General features: G+C 56.7%; 18 protein-coding genes and 1 pseudogene. 9 read left to right on the top strand and 10 right to left on the bottom strand.

Annotated elements, in window-relative coordinates; genetic code table 11:
• Nucleotides 1-130 precede the first annotated feature (130 nt).
• The 7 genes from OGW13_RS04125 (at nucleotide 131) to OGW13_RS04095 (ending at nucleotide 3,370) form a co-directional block, all read left to right on the top strand.
• Nucleotides 131-397, top strand: coding sequence for a nucleotidyltransferase family protein (locus OGW13_RS04125; protein ID WP_016487057.1), 267 nt, complete (start codon nucleotides 131-133; stop codon nucleotides 395-397).
• Entirely contained in the window at nucleotides 394-780 is a 387-nt protein-coding gene (locus OGW13_RS04120) for a HepT-like ribonuclease domain-containing protein (RefSeq protein ID WP_003100872.1), read from the top strand. Before OGW13_RS04125 ends, OGW13_RS04120 begins: the two co-directional genes overlap by 4 nt.
• A 236-nt stretch (nucleotides 781-1,016) precedes the next feature.
• A complete protein-coding gene (locus tag OGW13_RS04115; RefSeq protein WP_000215515.1) occupies nucleotides 1,017-1,373 on the top strand; it encodes a cupin domain-containing protein in 357 nt (118 codons plus the stop codon).
• A gap of 254 nt (nucleotides 1,374-1,627) precedes the next feature.
• On the top strand, nucleotides 1,628-1,954 hold the full coding sequence (locus tag OGW13_RS04110) for a hypothetical protein (RefSeq protein WP_003100858.1): 327 nt from the start codon (nucleotides 1,628-1,630) through the stop codon (nucleotides 1,952-1,954).
• Nucleotides 1,951-2,451 (top strand): hypothetical protein, encoded by a 501-nt coding sequence (locus tag OGW13_RS04105; RefSeq protein WP_003100856.1) that lies wholly within the window; start codon nucleotides 1,951-1,953, stop codon nucleotides 2,449-2,451. The genes OGW13_RS04110 and OGW13_RS04105 overlap by 4 nt, the downstream gene beginning before the upstream one ends.
• Nucleotides 2,448-2,819, top strand: a complete 372-nt coding sequence (locus OGW13_RS04100) for a hypothetical protein (RefSeq protein WP_003100853.1) — start codon at nucleotides 2,448-2,450, stop codon at nucleotides 2,817-2,819. The genes OGW13_RS04105 and OGW13_RS04100 overlap by 4 nt, the downstream gene beginning before the upstream one ends.
• On the top strand, nucleotides 2,813-3,370 hold the full coding sequence (locus tag OGW13_RS04095) for a recombinase family protein (protein ID WP_003100847.1): 558 nt from the start codon (nucleotides 2,813-2,815) through the stop codon (nucleotides 3,368-3,370). Before OGW13_RS04100 ends, OGW13_RS04095 begins: the two co-directional genes overlap by 7 nt.
• Before the next feature lie 34 nt (nucleotides 3,371-3,404).
• Here OGW13_RS04095 and OGW13_RS04090 read toward each other — a convergent pair.
• The 3 genes and pseudogenes from OGW13_RS04090 to sra form a co-directional block, all read right to left on the bottom strand.
• Nucleotides 3,405-4,253 (bottom strand): annotated as a pseudogene (locus OGW13_RS04090) (ATP-binding cassette domain-containing protein); the annotation flags it as partial.
• 308 nt (nucleotides 4,254-4,561) lie between these two features.
• Nucleotides 4,562-6,259, bottom strand: coding sequence for a malate dehydrogenase (gene maeA / locus OGW13_RS04085; RefSeq protein WP_044257943.1), 1,698 nt, complete (start codon nucleotides 6,257-6,259; stop codon nucleotides 4,562-4,564).
• Between the two features lie 171 nt (nucleotides 6,260-6,430).
• The gene (gene sra, locus OGW13_RS04080) at nucleotides 6,431-6,574 is read right to left on the bottom strand and encodes a stationary-phase-induced ribosome-associated protein (RefSeq protein WP_042319017.1); all 144 of its coding nucleotides are present in this window, start codon (nucleotides 6,572-6,574) and stop codon (nucleotides 6,431-6,433) included.
• Nucleotides 6,575-6,801: 227 nt separating this feature from the next.
• Between sra and osmC the strand changes: the two genes are divergently transcribed.
• Nucleotides 6,802-7,233 (top strand): peroxiredoxin OsmC, encoded by a 432-nt coding sequence (gene osmC, locus OGW13_RS04075; protein WP_061070120.1) that lies wholly within the window; start codon nucleotides 6,802-6,804, stop codon nucleotides 7,231-7,233.
• A gap of 75 nt (nucleotides 7,234-7,308) precedes the next feature.
• Here osmC and OGW13_RS04070 read toward each other — a convergent pair whose 3' ends face one another.
• Genes OGW13_RS04070 through OGW13_RS04040 form a run of 7 tightly spaced genes read right to left on the bottom strand, consistent with a single transcriptional unit; the run spans nucleotide 7,309 to nucleotide 14,196 of the window.
• On the bottom strand, nucleotides 7,309-8,232 hold the full coding sequence (locus OGW13_RS04070; RefSeq protein WP_043000698.1) for an oligopeptide/dipeptide ABC transporter ATP-binding protein: 924 nt from the start codon (nucleotides 8,230-8,232) through the stop codon (nucleotides 7,309-7,311).
• On the bottom strand, nucleotides 8,225-9,211 hold the full coding sequence (locus OGW13_RS04065; protein ID WP_044257945.1) for an ABC transporter ATP-binding protein: 987 nt from the start codon (nucleotides 9,209-9,211) through the stop codon (nucleotides 8,225-8,227). Before OGW13_RS04065 ends, OGW13_RS04070 begins: the two co-directional genes overlap by 8 nt.
• On the bottom strand, nucleotides 9,211-10,098 hold the full coding sequence (ddpC, locus tag OGW13_RS04060) for a D,D-dipeptide ABC transporter permease (RefSeq protein ID WP_043000700.1): 888 nt from the start codon (nucleotides 10,096-10,098) through the stop codon (nucleotides 9,211-9,213). Before ddpC ends, OGW13_RS04065 begins: the two co-directional genes overlap by 1 nt.
• The gene (locus OGW13_RS04055) at nucleotides 10,095-11,117 is read right to left on the bottom strand and encodes an ABC transporter permease (protein ID WP_044326786.1); all 1,023 of its coding nucleotides are present in this window, start codon (nucleotides 11,115-11,117) and stop codon (nucleotides 10,095-10,097) included. The genes ddpC and OGW13_RS04055 overlap by 4 nt, the downstream gene beginning before the upstream one ends.
• Nucleotides 11,118-11,161: 44 nt before the next feature.
• The gene (locus OGW13_RS04050) at nucleotides 11,162-12,712 is read right to left on the bottom strand and encodes an ABC transporter substrate-binding protein (protein ID WP_287115735.1); all 1,551 of its coding nucleotides are present in this window, start codon (nucleotides 12,710-12,712) and stop codon (nucleotides 11,162-11,164) included.
• A 15-nt stretch (nucleotides 12,713-12,727) separates the two neighbouring features.
• Nucleotides 12,728-13,315, bottom strand: a complete 588-nt coding sequence (gene ddpX / locus OGW13_RS04045; RefSeq protein WP_287115734.1) for a D-alanyl-D-alanine dipeptidase — start codon at nucleotides 13,313-13,315, stop codon at nucleotides 12,728-12,730.
• Nucleotides 13,316-13,329: 14 nt separating this feature from the next.
• Nucleotides 13,330-14,196, bottom strand: a complete 867-nt coding sequence (locus OGW13_RS04040) for a MurR/RpiR family transcriptional regulator (RefSeq protein ID WP_044267623.1) — start codon at nucleotides 14,194-14,196, stop codon at nucleotides 13,330-13,332.
• 402 nt (nucleotides 14,197-14,598) lie between these two features.
• Here OGW13_RS04040 and hdeB point away from each other — a divergent pair, with 402 nt between their 5' ends.
• On the top strand, nucleotides 14,599-14,928 hold the full coding sequence (hdeB, locus tag OGW13_RS04035; RefSeq protein WP_054177025.1) for an acid-activated periplasmic chaperone HdeB: 330 nt from the start codon (nucleotides 14,599-14,601) through the stop codon (nucleotides 14,926-14,928).
• Nucleotides 14,929-15,020: the final 92 nt, after the last annotated feature.

The following is a 15,020-nucleotide window of genomic DNA, read 5'->3' as shown; positions in this document are numbered from 1 at the left end:
CCGGCGCGGCACGGGAATCAAGGCATTGCGATTCTCGAAAATAGTTCTTGAAATTCTATTCTTGATTGCATATCATCTCAACGAGTTTCGATAAGAAAGGATGCGCATGCGACCGTCTGTTGTGCTTGACATGAAGCGAAGCGCAGTGCGTGAAGCGGTAGGCCGCTTTCGCGCCGCGAACCCGCGCGTCTTCGGCTCGGTGCTGCATGGCACCGACCGGGATGGCAGCGACCTCGACCTGTTGGTCGATGCGCTGCCCGGTGCCACGTTGTTGGACTTGGGCGATTTGGAAGAAGAACTGAAATCGCTGCTCGGCGTTGACGTCGATCTGCTGACTCCCGGCGACCTGCCGCCGAAGTTCCGGGCCAAGGTGCTCGCGGAGGCGCAACCGATATGAGCGAGAACCGCCTGCCCGATTACCTCGACCACATTCAGCAGGCCGCAACCGATGCGCGCAGCTTCGTGGAAGGGATGGCCAAGGACGACTTCTTGGCCGACAAGCGCACCCAGCAGGCCGTCATCATGAGCCTGATCGTCATCGGCGAGGCGGCCACAAAGGTGATGGATGGCTACGTCGAGTTCACCCAGGCGCATGCCGACGTGCCGTGGCGCAGCATGCGCAATATGCGTAATCGCATGGCTCACGGCTATTTCGACATCAACCTCGATGTGGTGTGGGAGACGGTACAGGAATGGCTGCCGGCGTTGCTCCAGCAATTGCCCGCCGTGCGTCAGGATGCCGACGATGAAGACCGTAACGACAAAGGCATGGAGCCATGACCAATCAAGCCGCCGATGTTCGGCCCCTCTGGCGTGTTCGATCCCGCGACCTATGAGCCGCGCTCGGGCAAGACCTTCTGGATGGCCGCAACGGACGTGAGTTCGCTGGTGGGCAAGGAGGCAGCAGCCGACACGCTCATCGGCAACTGCACGACCGCACGACCAGCCTCCCGTTCAAATTCGAGTTAGAACTCATATCCAGCCTGTCTGGGTGCACTGTGAAAGAGGGATCTCCGATGACTGTTGAATCGAGAATATTTTCTGTAGCCGAGTATGTTCAGCCGTCCGAAGGCGAGCCTATTCGTTCCGTTGTGCTTGAAACCCGAGACTCAATTATCGTGGTTTGGCATGTCCATCCCGGGCAGGAAATTGCGGCTCACATTCATCCTCACGGCCAAGACACGTGGACTGTTTTGTCGGGAATGGCTGATTACTTTCAGGGCAATGGGATTGTTCGTGCCCTCAGGGAAGGTGAGATAGCCGTGGCAAGACCGGGCCAAGTGCACGGGGCGCGAAATACAGGTACCGAGCCATTTGTGTTAGTCTCGGTTGTGGCATCAGCCAATGCCGGTTTCGTATTGGCTGAGCGATAGAGCCCAATCTCTGGAGTTGGTCCAATGAGCGGTCGGGGAGATAGGTAACAGACATGCAGCGGACACGGCTGCTAAACCAGGTCGCAAACCTCCTTGCGTCGCAGCGTGCCGCAAGCGACGCGATCAATCGAATGGGGTCGGCATGAGACTGAACACCATCCAGTTCCCGACCGCGTAGCCGCCTGTCCTGCCGATCAGGTCTTGACCATCGACGCCTGGGATCAGTCCTGAATGTTCTTGGAGACCACTACGTTATGAGCCGCAGCCGCCGCAAAACACCCATCGTCGGGCACACGACCTGCGGCAGCGAGCGCGAGGACAAGAAGCTCTGGCATCAGCGCTGGCGCACCCGTGAGCGCACGGCGCTGACCAGCGCGTCGCCCGAAGCCCTGAGCGCCCATCTGCCCCTGCTGGAAAACCAGGCCAGCAGCGTCTGGTCGATGGGCAAGGATGGCCGCTCCTACTGGCCCGTCAAGCGCCAGGCCGCCACGGCGGATCGCATCGCCAATCACAAGGGACGCAACCCGCAAGAACGCGCCTCCCTGAAAAAGCGCCTGCTGCGCAAGTGGATGAGCAAATGAAGCTCTCCTTCCATCAGCACATTGCGCTGTTCTGGATGATCGGTGCTCCGGGCGTCTTCGCGCCCGTGATCGAGAACGCCAAGCGGCCCGATGCCGGCGCCGTCATGGCGTGGGGTGTCGCGATCGTGGCGGTGATGATCCTCTTCACCCCTTTGCTGCTGCGCTGTCCACCATTCCGGCGCTGGTATGGCCGGACGGATGCGCTGTCGGAGCGGCAGCGCCAGGCGCTTGCCGAGCGCGGCCTGCGCCGCTACTACCAGACCGCTTTCGATGACGGCTACGTGCCCCGCGTGATGCCCTACGTGTGGCGCATCATCTGGACGGTCGGCGGGTTGATGGCTGTGACCGCCGTACTGCCTACCAACACCGGACGGCCAGCCTTCGATGCCTTGGTGGTCTTCTCGACCTGGTATCCGATAGGCGTGATGCTGCTGGTTTTCGCGTCGAGGCCCCTTGGCCGGTTGATTCGCCAAAGAGCACAGGAGCGGCGGAAATGAGCACGTCAACCATCGAGGCGCTGGCCAGCGCCTGGGCAAGGATTGCCGAGGAAGCGGAATTCCCCGCTGACTACGAGGGGACTGCCACACCACAAGCGCATCGGGCTAGCGAAGCTATTCAGGAGCAGATTCGGGAGCGCATCGTCGCCACCAACGACATGCGGCTGTTCAGCCTGCTGCACCTGCTGGGTCAGGCGTCGCTGCGCATGGAGCAAGCGCTGTGGCCGGAGGATTACGAGCGGATGACGCGCGAGGTTGAGGAAGCCCTGCGGCAAGCCACCGACGCCAACGCCAGATCGTACACCCACGAAGAAGTGATGCAGGCGATGCAGGAACGCATCGACCGGGCGCGAGACAAGCCATGTTGATTGGCTATGCGCGCGTCTCGACGCAGGATCAGAACCTGGAGCTGCAACGCGAAGCCTTGAGCAAGGCCGGATGTAAAAAGGTCTTCGAGGACAAGGTGAGTGGCACGCGGGCAGACCGGCCTGGCTTGGCCAAGACGCTCGAAATGCTGCGCGAAGGCGATACTTTGGTCGTCTGGAAGCTCGACCGGCTGGGCCGGTCGGTCAAGCAACTGGTCGATCTGGTCGGCGATCTGCACAAGCACGGTGTCCAGTTCAGGAGCCTCACCGACTCCATCGACACCGGCACACCATCCGGGCGGTTCTTCTTCCACGTCATGGCGAGCCTTGCCGAAATGGAGCGCGAGCTGACCGTCGAGCGCACCCGCGCCGGGCTGGAAGTCGCCAAGCAGCTCGGCCGCAAAGGCGGCCGCAAGCCGAAGATGACCGACAGCAAGATCGAGTCGGCCAAGAAGCTGCTGGCCAGCGGGGTGCCGCCCAAGGACGTGGCCAAGAACCTCGGCGTGTCCATTCCGACGCTGTACCGCTGGGTGCCAGCCTCCACGCACGCTTAGCGTGCTTTATTTTCCGTTTTCTGAGACGACCCCTTAGTGACCACTGACTTCCTGCCGTCAGATCCGTTTGCACCTCCTTCAGACGTAATACCTGCTTTTCCATTTGCTTCGCTTTGCGCGACAGATCTTCGTTATCATACACCCGGCCCCAGGTGGCCAGTCGTTTCGCACTGGCGATGATGCGATCGATCTCTTTTTGTTCCGCCTTATGGCGCAACGCGTCGCTGGCGTCGCGTTCAAGCAGTGCCTGGCGTGCCGCGCTACAGGGCAGTGCAAAGGCGTGTAGGGTACGATCGCGCAAGATCCACGTGCCGTTTGTGATCGCGTCGAGCAGTTGCGGATCGTGAGACACGACCACAAAACTGCCGGACCAGTTCTGTAGAAACTGCTCCAGCCACAGTAACGTCGGTAAATCCAGGTGGTTTCCCGGTTCGTCAAGCAGCAGCAGATCAGGCTGGCGCATCAGCGCGCGGGCCAGCAACAAACGTGTATGCTGACCGCCACTCAGGGTTTGTGCCGTTAATTGCCGATCCTGGACACTGAAGCCCATTTGCGCGAGTAACGCCTCGACCTGCCAGAGCTGGCTGGCCCGTTCAGGTTCAGGAAGTTGTGCCAGAACGGCTTCCTGTAACGTCAGCGGCAGGATCTCGTCGGGCAGGTGCTGTTCGACACGCGCAAGATGACAGTGGTTCGCCAGCGCCAGGCTGCCGCCAGTCGGGACAATCGAACCGTCGAGAACTTTCAGCAGCGTGCTTTTGCCGCAGCCGTTGTAGCCGATAAGCCCAATGCGATCGCCTTTTTTCAGGGTAAACGTCAGATCGTCGAAAAGCGTGCCGAACGCGGTATCAACGTGCAGGGATTGTGCGGTTAGTAATGTGCTCATTGTTGCTTACTCAAGAGTTACAGGCGTCAAAACGCCTCGTCAAACATCGCTGACGATAACCCGGTAAGCCCGAGAGAAGGGGAATTCAGAAGTTAGCTTCGCTCAAGCAGAAGTTATCGCAGCACGATACCGATAACGCTTGAGCACTGGCGATCGCCAAAAGCATGTGAAGCGATGAAGCGTTCACAGTACAGCATAAGTATCCTCCTTTTATTTATCCGAATGTTAATCAATGGCGAAAGTGTAATCGCAAGTGATGAGACAGCGCAAGCCTGAAGGCCCGGCAGCGCGTGCTACCGGGCAGTTCGTCAGATAGACGTACGACGATAGTCGCGATATTCCGCCTGCCAGAAGTTCTCTTCGATAGCCTGCAACAGCGCTTCAGCGGAGGTTTTCACCGCCACACCCTGTTGCTGCGCCATCTTCCCGACGGCAAACGCAATGGCGCGCGAGACGGTCTGAATGTCTTTCAGTTCAGGCAACACCAGACCTTCACCGTTAAGCACCAGCGGCGAGTACTGGGCCAGCGTTTCACTGGCGGACATCAGCATCTCATCGGTAATGCGGGAGGCGCCGGAAGCAATCACACCCAGCCCAATCCCCGGGAAAATATAGGCATTGTTACACTGGGCGATGGGATAGACTTTGTCTTTCCAGACCACCGGCATAAACGGGCTACCGGTCGCGACCAGCGCGTTGCCTTCGGTCCAGGCGATGATGTCCTGCGGCGTCGCTTCCACACGCGAGGTGGGGTTAGACAGCGGCATCACGATCGGACGCGGGCAATGCTTGTGCATTTCGCGGATGATTTCTTCGGTGAACAGACCGGTTTGCCCGGAAACCCCAATCAGAATATCAGGCTTAACGTTACGGACCACATCAAGCAGCGACAGCACTTCGTTGTCGCTGTCCCACGCCTGCAGATTTTCACGCTTCTGCACCAGTTTGGTCTGGAAGGAGAGCAGATTCGGCATCTGGTCAGTCAGCAGGCCAAAGCGATCCACCATGAAGACTCTCTCACGCGCGGCTTCTTCACTTAATCCTTCCCGCTGGATTTGAGCAATGATCTGTTCGGCGATACCGCAACCAGCGGAACCCGCGCCAAGGAAAACTATTTTCTGTTCGCTAAGCTGGCTGCCTGCCGCCCGGCTGGCGGCGATCAGCGTACCGACGGTCACCGCGGCGGTGCCCTGAATGTCGTCGTTGAACGAACAGATTTCGTCGCGATAGCGGTTAAGTAGCGGCATGGCGTTTTTCTGCGCGAAGTCTTCAAACTGCAGCAGAACGTCCGGCCAGCGATGCTTAACGGCCTGAATGAATTCATCGACAAACGCATAGTATTCGTCGTCGGTGATGCGCGGATTGCGCCAGCCCATGTATAACGGATCGTTGAGCAGTTGCGGGTTGTTAGTTCCCACATCCAGCACGACGGGCAGGGTGTAGGCCGGGCTGATGCCACCACAGGCGGTATACAGCGAAAGCTTACCGATGGGAATACCCATCCCGCCGATCCCCTGATCGCCAAGACCAAGAATTCGCTCACCGTCGGTGACCACAATCACTTTGATGTTGTGGTTGGGGACGTTTTGCAGGATGTCATCCATGTTGTGGCGGTTCTGATAAGAGATGAACACGCCGCGCGCGCGACGATAAATCTCGGAGAAACGTTCACAGGCCGCACCTACCGTTGGGGTATAGATCACTGGCATCATCTCATCGAGATGGTTGTTAACCAGTCGGTAGAACAGGGTTTCGTTGGTATCCTGGATATTGCGCAGGTAGATATGCTTGTCGATTTCCGTTTTGAATCCCTGATACTGGATCCAGGCACGTTCTGCCTGTTCTTCAATCGACTCGACCACTTCCGGCAGTAACCCCAGCAGGTTGAAGTTACGGCGCTCTTCCATGCTGAATGCACTGCCTTTATTCAGTAAGGGGAATTCCAGCAATACAGGGCCAGCGTAAGGAATATAAAGGGAACGCAGTTTTTTACTTTTGGTTTCCATGTCACTCACTCTTTTTTTGAATATCCGTCCCTGGCACTTTTTATAATATGTTGCCATTCCGCCAGGGCATCGGGCACAGAGTATAAAGCATCGTGCATGAATTAAGGCTTTTGTAAGCAAAAACACCATCGCGTTTGCGATGGTGTTTATCGTCATATTCGGGCTGTGCGGTTACTTTTTGCTGTCTGCGTGGCGTTTTCTGCCGGTAGGGTTGTTCACCACGCTGGATTTATCACCTTCAGTCACCACTTTGCGCTGATTGGAGATTTTATGGTCCAGTCCAAGAATATGACGGGCCTGACGGTTCGATTTCATTCTAACTCCTTTATCCTGTTACTGGTTTCAAGGATGAGTCCATATGACTGCGGACGAAATATAACCCTTAAGGTCGACGGTACCGATGGATACCGACCTGATTGATAGTCGGACATTTAATCGGAAAGGTCAATGTGTAAGCAGGGAATTAAGAAGTCTCTGCTAACGGCCACGAAATCGGGTGAGCGTCCTATACTTGTTATCCCGACGACAATAAGGAGCGAACGATGACAATCCATAAGAAAGGTCAGGCACACTGGGAAGGCGACATCAAACGCGGAAAAGGCACCGTTTCGACGGAAAGCGGCGTGCTGAACCAGCAGCCTTATGGTTTCAATACCCGTTTTGAAGGGGCGAAAGGCACCAATCCGGAAGAGTTGATCGGCGCAGCGCATGCTGCCTGTTTCTCTATGGCGCTTTCATTGATGCTTGGTGAGGCGGGCTTTACGCCGGAGGCTATCGACACCACGGCTGACGTGTCGCTGGACAAAGTTGATGCCGGTTTTGCGATTACCAAAATCGCGCTGCACAGCGAAGTGAACGTGCCGGGAATCGATGTCGCCACCTTCGACGGTATTATTCAGAAAGCGAAAGCCGGCTGCCCGGTGTCGCAGGTGCTGAAAGCTGAAATCACCCTCGATTATCAACTGAAGTCGTAACGGCAGTATTGCCCGGTCGCGCGATGCTGACCGGGCATAAATACGTTGAATTCGGCCTACGATTCCCGGGCATTATCAGGCACGCCAACAACGTACGTCAGTTCCCGCATCAAGCCTGCGCAGCGCCTGTCGAGTTTCGCAGCCGTGGGTCGCCAACGGGCACCGGTCGCGAAAAAAACAGCCCGTCGGCAGTACCCGGTTGCCAGGTAATTCCGTTTTGCGAATTACCCGTTCTTCAGCCAACGGCACGCCGGTTTTTGGCACGGAATCCAGCAGCAGACGGGTATAAGGATGTGCCGGGGTGGAGAGCACCTGCGCGGTATCGCCGAGTTCGACGATTTGCCCGAGGTACATCACTGCCACCCGGTCGCTCATATGGCGTACAACCGAGACATTATGTGAGATCAGAATGTAGGTCAGATTGCGACTGGCCTGCAACGCAACCAGCAGATTCAGGATCTGCGCCTGGACGGAAATATCCAGCGCGGAGGTCGGCTCATCCAGCACGATCACATCCGGTTCTGACGACAGTGCTCGGGCAATCGCGATACGCTGGCGCTGTCCGCCAGAGAAAGCGTGCGGCAGACGATCGAGATATTCCGGACGGATCCCGACCTGACTGGCTAAGGTTGCCGCCAGCGCCCGTCGCTCCCGTTCACTGCTGCGTGTTTGAATCCACACCGGTTCGGTGATAATTCGCCACACTGGCAGACGTGGATCCAGTGAGGAGAGCGGGTCCTGAAATACCATCTGCATTTCGGTCGACGATGAATCCTGTTGATACTGCCCCTGGCTGGGCTTTAGCATTCCCATAAGCAACTGCGCCAGTGTGCTTTTCCCACAGCCGGATTCACCGACAATCCCCAGCGTTTCGCCCCGGCGGATCTGTAAATCCATGCCGTTGAGCGCATGCACGCGTTCGGTGACCCGTCCCAGCCAGTTTTTCTTCGCCGGGAAATTGACGTGCACATCGTGTAAAGCCAGTAACGTTTCAGACATGGGGATTCTCCAGATGAGGATACCAGCAGGCCGAGTGCTGGTCGCCAGCGCCATGCGGGCTCATAGCGGGTACCGTTTCACAAAGCGGGCCCGCGGCAAAGCAGCGATCCCGGAACGCGCAGCCGCGCGGCAGACGGGTGAGATCCGGTACGGTGCCAGGGATCGCCGGCAGCGGCTGGCGTGCTTCTCCCTGCTCCGGAGCGCATTTCAGCAGGCCAATCGAATAAGGATGGGTCGGATGGTGGATCACGGCATCGGTCTGACCACTTTCAATCACGCTGCCGGCATACATCACGTACAGCCGATCGCACAGTTGCGATACCACCGCCATGTCATGACTGATAAACAGCACGGCCGTACCGCTGGCGCGGGCCTTGTGTTTCAGCAGGCGCAGCACCTGCAACTGTACGGTGACATCCAGCGCGGTGGTAGGTTCATCAGCGATGATCAGCGCCGGTTCGCAGGAGAAGGCAAGGGCGATCATTACCCGCTGACGCATGCCGCCTGAAAGCTCAAACGGAAAGCGGGTCATCACGCCGGCGGCGTCGGGGATCTGCATCTCCTCCAGCAGGGTAATCGCCTTTTCCCTGGCCTGCGCACGGCTCACCGTCTGATGATGGCGAATCACTTCCACCATCTGCTGGCCGATACGTCGCGTCGGGTTGAGGGCCGTCATCGGCTCCTGGAAGATCATCGCCACGCGCGCGCCGCGCCATTGACGCATTTGTTTCTCGCTGGCGTTCAGCACATCTTCGCCCAGTAGCGAGACGCGCCCCTGATGAATGCGGTAGCTGCCTTCCGGCAGCAGGCGCATGGTGAGCATTGCGGTGACTGACTTCCCTGAACCCGATTCACCCACCACGCCAACAATCTCGCCGCGTTGAATGCGCAGCGACACATGGCTCAGGGCGTGAACGTCGGCCTTGTATCCCGGAAAACTCAAGTGTAAATCGTCTATTTCCAGCACCGGTTGAGTCATTACTGTTTTCCTCCTGCTTTCGGATCCAACAAATCACGGATCCCATCACCGAACAGGTTAAAACCGACGGCCGTGATCAGGATGGCGGCGCCAGGGAAAGCGCAATACCACCACTGATCGAGAACGTAATTACGACCAATCGCGACCATCGCGCCCCATTCGGCGCTCGGTTGCTGAGCGCCAAGCCCGATAAAGCCCAGCGTGGCCGCCATCAGAATGGCGCTGCCAATATCCAGCGATGCCTGCACAATCAGCGGCGGCAACGAGTTACGCAGGATGTGCCAGCTAATCAAATGCCAGCGGGAAGCGCCATACGTGCGGGCGGCCTGAACATAGGTAAACTGGCGCACGACCAGCGTTTGTCCCCGCGCCAGACGCACGTAAAAGGGAATACGTACAATGGCAATCGCCAGCATCGCGTTAAACAGGCTCGGCCCGAGCGCTGCGGCCAGCGCCATCGTCAGCACCAGCGAGGGGATCGACAGCATAATATCCATCATCCGCATGATGATGGCGTCAGCGCGACCGCCCATGACGCCGGACAGGCAGCCGAGCAGTGAGCCAATACCGCCCGCAATCCCGACCACCACCAGCCCGGCGACAATCGACTGCTGGCTGCCCACCAGCACGCGGCTGAACAGGTCGCGTCCAACCTCATCGGTTCCGAACCAGTGCGCCGCCGTTGGCGGCAGCAGCCGCGCACTTAAATCGATCGCATTCGGATCGTAAGGCGTAATCCACGGCGACAGCACCATCAACAACAGCATCAGGACAATAATCACACCGCCAATCATCGTCAGCGGACTGCTTTTCATCAGCCAGAGCAGTCTGGCCCAGTCAATGCGCCGACGCGTCACGCGTACCGGCGTCTCTTCGGTTAACATCATTCAGCACCTCCACGCCCAATGCGCGGGTCCACCCACAGATAGAGCAGATCCACCACCAGATTGACCAGTACATAGGCAAAAGAGACCACCACGGCGAAGCCCATCACAGCCGGGAAATCGAGCGCCTGAATAGAGGTCACCACCCAGGCCCCCATTCCGGGCCAGGCAAAGACGGTTTCAGTCAGTACCGCGCCATACAACAGATCGCCCAACGCCAGTCCAAGCACGGTAATTGACGGGATCAACGCGTTGGGCAGCGCATAACACAGCACGATGTACCAGCCGGGAAGACCGCTGGCTTTCGCCGTGCGGATATAATCTTCGCTGAGCTGTTCCAGCATCGCGGAGCGGATTTGCCGCGCCACAATTCCCAGGTGAACAAACGCCAGCGTCAACGACGGTAAAATCAGATGCTGTAAGGCATTAAAAAAGACCTCACCGTTGCCTTCCAGCAGGGCATCGATCAGATAAAACCCGGTTACATGCGTTGGCGGATCCAGCCAGTCATCCAGTCGTCCGCCACCCGGCAAAATTTGCAGATGGCCGTAAAACAGCACGATGACGCCCAGCCCCAGCCAGAAGGCTGGCGTCGAAATACCGGTGATTGCCATCAGACGTACCAGGTGATCCAGCCAGCGGTTACGCCAGACGGCGGAAAGAATGCCCAACGGAATACCGATGACCAGCGCCAGCAGCAGTGAACAAAAGGCCAGTTCCAGCGTTGCCGGGAAAAAGACGCGCAGTTCTTCCATCACCGGACGCCCGGTGCGAATGGAAATGCCTAAGTCCCCCTGGAAGACATCGCTCACGTAGCGCGCGAACTGCACATACAGCGGTTGATTCAGCCCAAGCTGTTGGCGAATGTTTTCGACAATCTCGTCGCTTGCCCGATCGCCCGCCAGCAGGCGCGCCGGATCGCCTGGGATCAGGTGCGAAATAATAAAGGTGATGACGCAAACGCCGGCCACCACAAGGACAAGTCCCCAGCAGCGCTGGCGCAAAATGCTCCAGAAAGTCATTGGCTTCCCCTTGCGGAGCCTGTACGGCTCCGCATTAACGTGGCTTATTTGCTCAAGGTGCCGATATTAAAGACCTGTTCGAGCATCGGGTTGAACACGAAGCCTTTGACCTCTTTGTTCATCGCTAACTGGTAGTTCTTCTGGAACAGGTAGACGTAGGCCGCTTCATCAATGACGATTTTCTGCGCCTGCTGGTAGTCCTTGGTTCTGGCGGTCTGGTCGGTGGTGCTTAGCGCACTGCGCAACAGCTTGTCGACATCGGCGTTTTCATAGAACGAGCGGTTACCGGGTAGTCCTTTCTTGTCAGACTCGAACCAGTAGTTCATGAACATATAGGGGTCAGCGAAATCCGGGCTCCAGTTGCCGATGGCGATGTCGTAATCACCTTTGCCTACACGGTCACGCATAGTGGCGTTCGCCAGTTTCTCCAGCTTGACGGTAATTCCCAGTTTGCTGAGGCTGGCCTGAGTGGCAAGGGCGATCGGCTCCCAGTTCGGATCGTTGTCGGAATAGAGGAAGCTCAGGCTGGTGGGTTTGCTGGCAACTTTTTCCCATTCCGCTTTCGCTTTGGCTTCATCAAAGTTGTATTGCAACGCAGAGGCGTCGTAACCCCACATGCCTTCCGGGATCGGCCCGCGCATCTGTTTGCCGTTGCCGCTGAGGATCCCTTTCACCATTCCCTGATAGTCGGTGGACCAGGAAATCGCCCGGCGCAGATCCGCCTGATTCAGCGGTGCTTTGCTGTTGTTCAGATAGAGATAGGTCACGCGCAGTGACGGATAGTCAGCTACGGCAACTTTGCCTTCCTGTTTTAACGCGTTGAGCTGATCCACCGGCAGGGCATCCGCGATGTCGATATCGCCGCGCGACAGTTGCAGACGACGCGACGCGCTCTCGCCGATAATTTTCACCGATACGCGTTTAAAGTTCGGTTTTGGACCGGCGTAATGCGGGTTCGGGACCAGCACCAGCTGTTGGCCTTTCTGCCAGCTTTTCAGCATAAACGGCCCGGAACCTGCGGTGTTTTGCGCCAGAAAACCACGGGCGTCATCTGCGGCATGCGCTTTAAGCACCGCCGGGTTGATGATGGACGCGCCGTCATTGGCCAGCGTGTAAAGGAACGGGGCGAACGGTTGACTGAGGGTAAATTTCACCGTGTGTGCATCGACCGCGTCTATCTTGAGATCTTTAGGAAAGGCTTCTGCCGGACCCTGGCTGATTTTCAGCAGGCGTTCGAAGGACTGTTTCACCGCCTCAGCGGTGACGGGGGAACCATCGGCAAATTTGGCCTGATCGTTAAGCGTAAAAGTCCACTCTTTCTGGTCGTCAGAGGCTTTCCAGCCGCTTGCCAGGTCACCCTCCACCTCGGTTGAGCCTTTATCGCCTTCGGTTTTGTACTTCACCAGACGCTGATAGGACGGGTAGGTCACCGTCCAGTCGTTATTATCGATAGTCACCGCCGGATCAAGGGTTTGCGGATCAGCGGCTTTACCGATCACCAGCATGTCTTTCGGGACGGCAGCCTGGACCGCAGGCAGGGCCATCGCCAGGGAAACGGCAATCAACGCGGGACGAAACAACGAAGTTACTTTCATGACGACGCTCCGGAATCAAAAAGAGGTGTGTGTTGTTGTGGTTGTAACGGGAAAACAGGCAATACAGTCTTCCAGCAGCGGATAGCGACTCGCGGCGGGTAACTCAAAATGCCACCACTCGCTGCTGATGCCGACAAAGCCACCGCCAAACATAATGGCGTTGAGTAACAACCGGTTACGCTGTGCAGCGGCAGGAACAGAAGGGTGATATGCATGTGAACGGTCGTGCATTTCATCAAAACCCGCGCCCATATCGAGGATCTTGCCATTGGCGTCTTTCAGCGTGACGTCGATGGCCGTTCCGCGACTGTGGTTCGAGCCGATGGCTACATCGACCACGTACTGCGGATCGGGGCAGGCATCCCACAGGATTGACTGTGCCTGTTGCGGACGATAGGCGTCATACACCACCAGAGAAAGGCCCGCCAGTTGCGCAATGCTGATGCTTTTCGCCAGCGCGGTGACCGCATCCTGGTGCAGCAGGCAGCGCGATTCGCGATAAATCGGCGCGCCAATCAGGTTATCGGCGGTCGCATATTTGAGGTCGATATCCAGCGTCGGAAAAATCACCGACAGATCGACCAGTTGCGGAGTTTCAGACATAGCACGTTTCCTGTTTATTGTTCGAATTGACCAAATTCTTGTTGTAACTGGCGGTTGGTCTGTAGCCGCCCGGTAAGTGAATCGCCCAGTTGTTCCGCCACGCCGGAAAGCAGCAGGTTGAACAGGCAGCTCACCGGCGCCAGCGAATCCCAGAAATGTCCGGTGTCCGTTTTCACCTGCAGTAAATCAATGGGGTAATCCCGCGCCCAGGGACACCAGACATCGGTGATCAGCGCGAGCGGAATGTGCCGCTCGCTGGCGACGCGACAGTACTGCCGGGCGATGGCGGAGTAAGCGCGGGTATCGGTCAGCACCACATACGGTTTCTCAAATCCGGAGTTGAGGGATTCCACCCAACTGCCGGAGAGCCCTTCGGAGTAGTTCACCCGAGGACGCAGATATTCGAGATGACTGAAGAAGGCATTGGCGATCCCCCGCGTCGACTGGATCCCCAGGACATACACCGCTTCCGCCTGCGCCAGTTGTCGGGTAATACGCTGGAAAGCGTCCCCTTGCGCCAGTTGATAAACATGGGCGATCGCGTCAATCTCCAGCGATAGCGACTGCCGCGCGCGGTCCGGCAACTGTTGCTGTTGTTGCCAGGAGTCCAGACGTTCGTTCATTCCCCAGGGCTGATAGGGGACAGAAGGCAGTTCACGCAGGCTGGCTTTAGCATCTTCCAGATTGCGATAGCCGATTTTGCGCAGATAGCGCCCAACGGTAATCCCGCTGGTGCCCGTTGCTTTGCCAATGCTGTCGGCGGTTTCAAACGGGATTTGCGCCACGTGGGTCAACAGCCAACTGGCAACCCGCTTTTCACTCGGCGTATGCAGGCTGAAGGTCTGTTCAATTCGGTTCAGTAACTCAGGTTTTGCTGTCATCACCGTCTCGCTGTTACCAGGCTGTCAAATGTCCACTGACTGTTAGTTAATTAACAATGCAGGACGCGTGCCATGTTCGAAAACGCCGCCGCGACGGGCGTTAATTGTTAAATTAATGCCGTATTAGTTAACTTATGATCAACATTTGTGCAGCGTAGTGCAGTTTTGGTGCAACGGTAAGGCGAAAGGGCTGTTATCTGCCGGATACGCAGGCGCGATCACACTCTCGTGACGAAATAAACGGCAAACATCAGGATCGGTACCGGGAAATATCAATAACAGCCATAACCAGTGTGGGTGTATTTATTTCTGTGAGGGGAAGGGTATTATTCTTTTCGTTCTACATTAACGGTTTAAAGCGCTCATGTAGAGGTTATTTATATCATTAACGGAGCCATCATAATGAACAAATTTTCCCTTTCTACAGCAGGTATTTTAGTGGCAGCGCTGTTAACCAGTGTCAACGTCAATGCAGCAACCACTGACGCGAAAACCGACGTCACTCCTAAAAACATGAGCTGCCAGGAGTTCATTGACCTGAACCCGCAGACAATGGCGCCGGTTGCCTTCTGGGTATTAAACGAAGATGAAGACTTTAAAGGCGGCGACTACGTTACTTTCGATGAAACAGTAACAACGGCGGTTCCTCTGACCGTTGAAATCTGTAAAAAACATCCGCAGAGCGAACTGACTAAAATTAAAGACGAAATCAAAAAAGAATTAAGTAAATAAGATTAAGCATGTATTTAAACCCAGCCAGAGTGCTGGGTTTTGCTATTTGTGACAATGTCACATTATTAATTTAAGTCAATACGGAATTCTGT

The organism is Citrobacter sp. Ca225, assembly GCF_030337175.1.
Lineage (GTDB): Bacteria > Pseudomonadota > Gammaproteobacteria > Enterobacterales > Enterobacteriaceae > Citrobacter_A > Citrobacter_A amalonaticus.
The sequence above is the reverse complement of the archived record's forward strand: the minus strand, read 5'-3'. Positions and strand labels throughout refer to the sequence as shown.

Excerpts from the sequence above, each read along its gene's own strand:
- OGW13_RS04125 (WP_016487057.1), top strand. The coding sequence starts at position 131 with ATGAAGCGAAGCGCAGTGCGTGAAGCGGTAGGCCGCTTTCGCGCCGCG.
- OGW13_RS04120 (WP_003100872.1), top strand. The coding sequence starts at position 394 with ATGAGCGAGAACCGCCTGCCCGATTACCTCGACCACATTCAGCAGGCC.
- OGW13_RS04115 (WP_000215515.1), top strand. The coding sequence starts at position 1,017 with ATGACTGTTGAATCGAGAATATTTTCTGTAGCCGAGTATGTTCAGCCG.
- OGW13_RS04110 (WP_003100858.1), top strand. The coding sequence starts at position 1,628 with ATGAGCCGCAGCCGCCGCAAAACACCCATCGTCGGGCACACGACCTGC.
- OGW13_RS04105 (WP_003100856.1), top strand. The coding sequence starts at position 1,951 with ATGAAGCTCTCCTTCCATCAGCACATTGCGCTGTTCTGGATGATCGGT.
- OGW13_RS04100 (WP_003100853.1), top strand. The coding sequence starts at position 2,448 with ATGAGCACGTCAACCATCGAGGCGCTGGCCAGCGCCTGGGCAAGGATT.
- OGW13_RS04095 (WP_003100847.1), top strand. The coding sequence starts at position 2,813 with ATGTTGATTGGCTATGCGCGCGTCTCGACGCAGGATCAGAACCTGGAG.
- maeA (WP_044257943.1), bottom strand. The coding sequence starts at position 6,259 with ATGGAAACCAAAAGTAAAAAACTGCGTTCCCTTTATATTCCTTACGCT.
- sra (WP_042319017.1), bottom strand. The coding sequence starts at position 6,574 with ATGAAATCGAACCGTCAGGCCCGTCATATTCTTGGACTGGACCATAAA.
- osmC (WP_061070120.1), top strand. The coding sequence starts at position 6,802 with ATGACAATCCATAAGAAAGGTCAGGCACACTGGGAAGGCGACATCAAA.
- OGW13_RS04070 (WP_043000698.1), bottom strand. The coding sequence starts at position 8,232 with ATGTCTGAAACGTTACTGGCTTTACACGATGTGCACGTCAATTTCCCG.
- OGW13_RS04065 (WP_044257945.1), bottom strand. The coding sequence starts at position 9,211 with ATGACTCAACCGGTGCTGGAAATAGACGATTTACACTTGAGTTTTCCG.
- ddpC (WP_043000700.1), bottom strand. The coding sequence starts at position 10,098 with ATGATGTTAACCGAAGAGACGCCGGTACGCGTGACGCGTCGGCGCATT.
- OGW13_RS04055 (WP_044326786.1), bottom strand. The coding sequence starts at position 11,117 with ATGACTTTCTGGAGCATTTTGCGCCAGCGCTGCTGGGGACTTGTCCTT.
- OGW13_RS04050 (WP_287115735.1), bottom strand. The coding sequence starts at position 12,712 with ATGAAAGTAACTTCGTTGTTTCGTCCCGCGTTGATTGCCGTTTCCCTG.
- ddpX (WP_287115734.1), bottom strand. The coding sequence starts at position 13,315 with ATGTCTGAAACTCCGCAACTGGTCGATCTGTCGGTGATTTTTCCGACG.
- OGW13_RS04040 (WP_044267623.1), bottom strand. The coding sequence starts at position 14,196 with ATGACAGCAAAACCTGAGTTACTGAACCGAATTGAACAGACCTTCAGC.
- hdeB (WP_054177025.1), top strand. The coding sequence starts at position 14,599 with ATGAACAAATTTTCCCTTTCTACAGCAGGTATTTTAGTGGCAGCGCTG.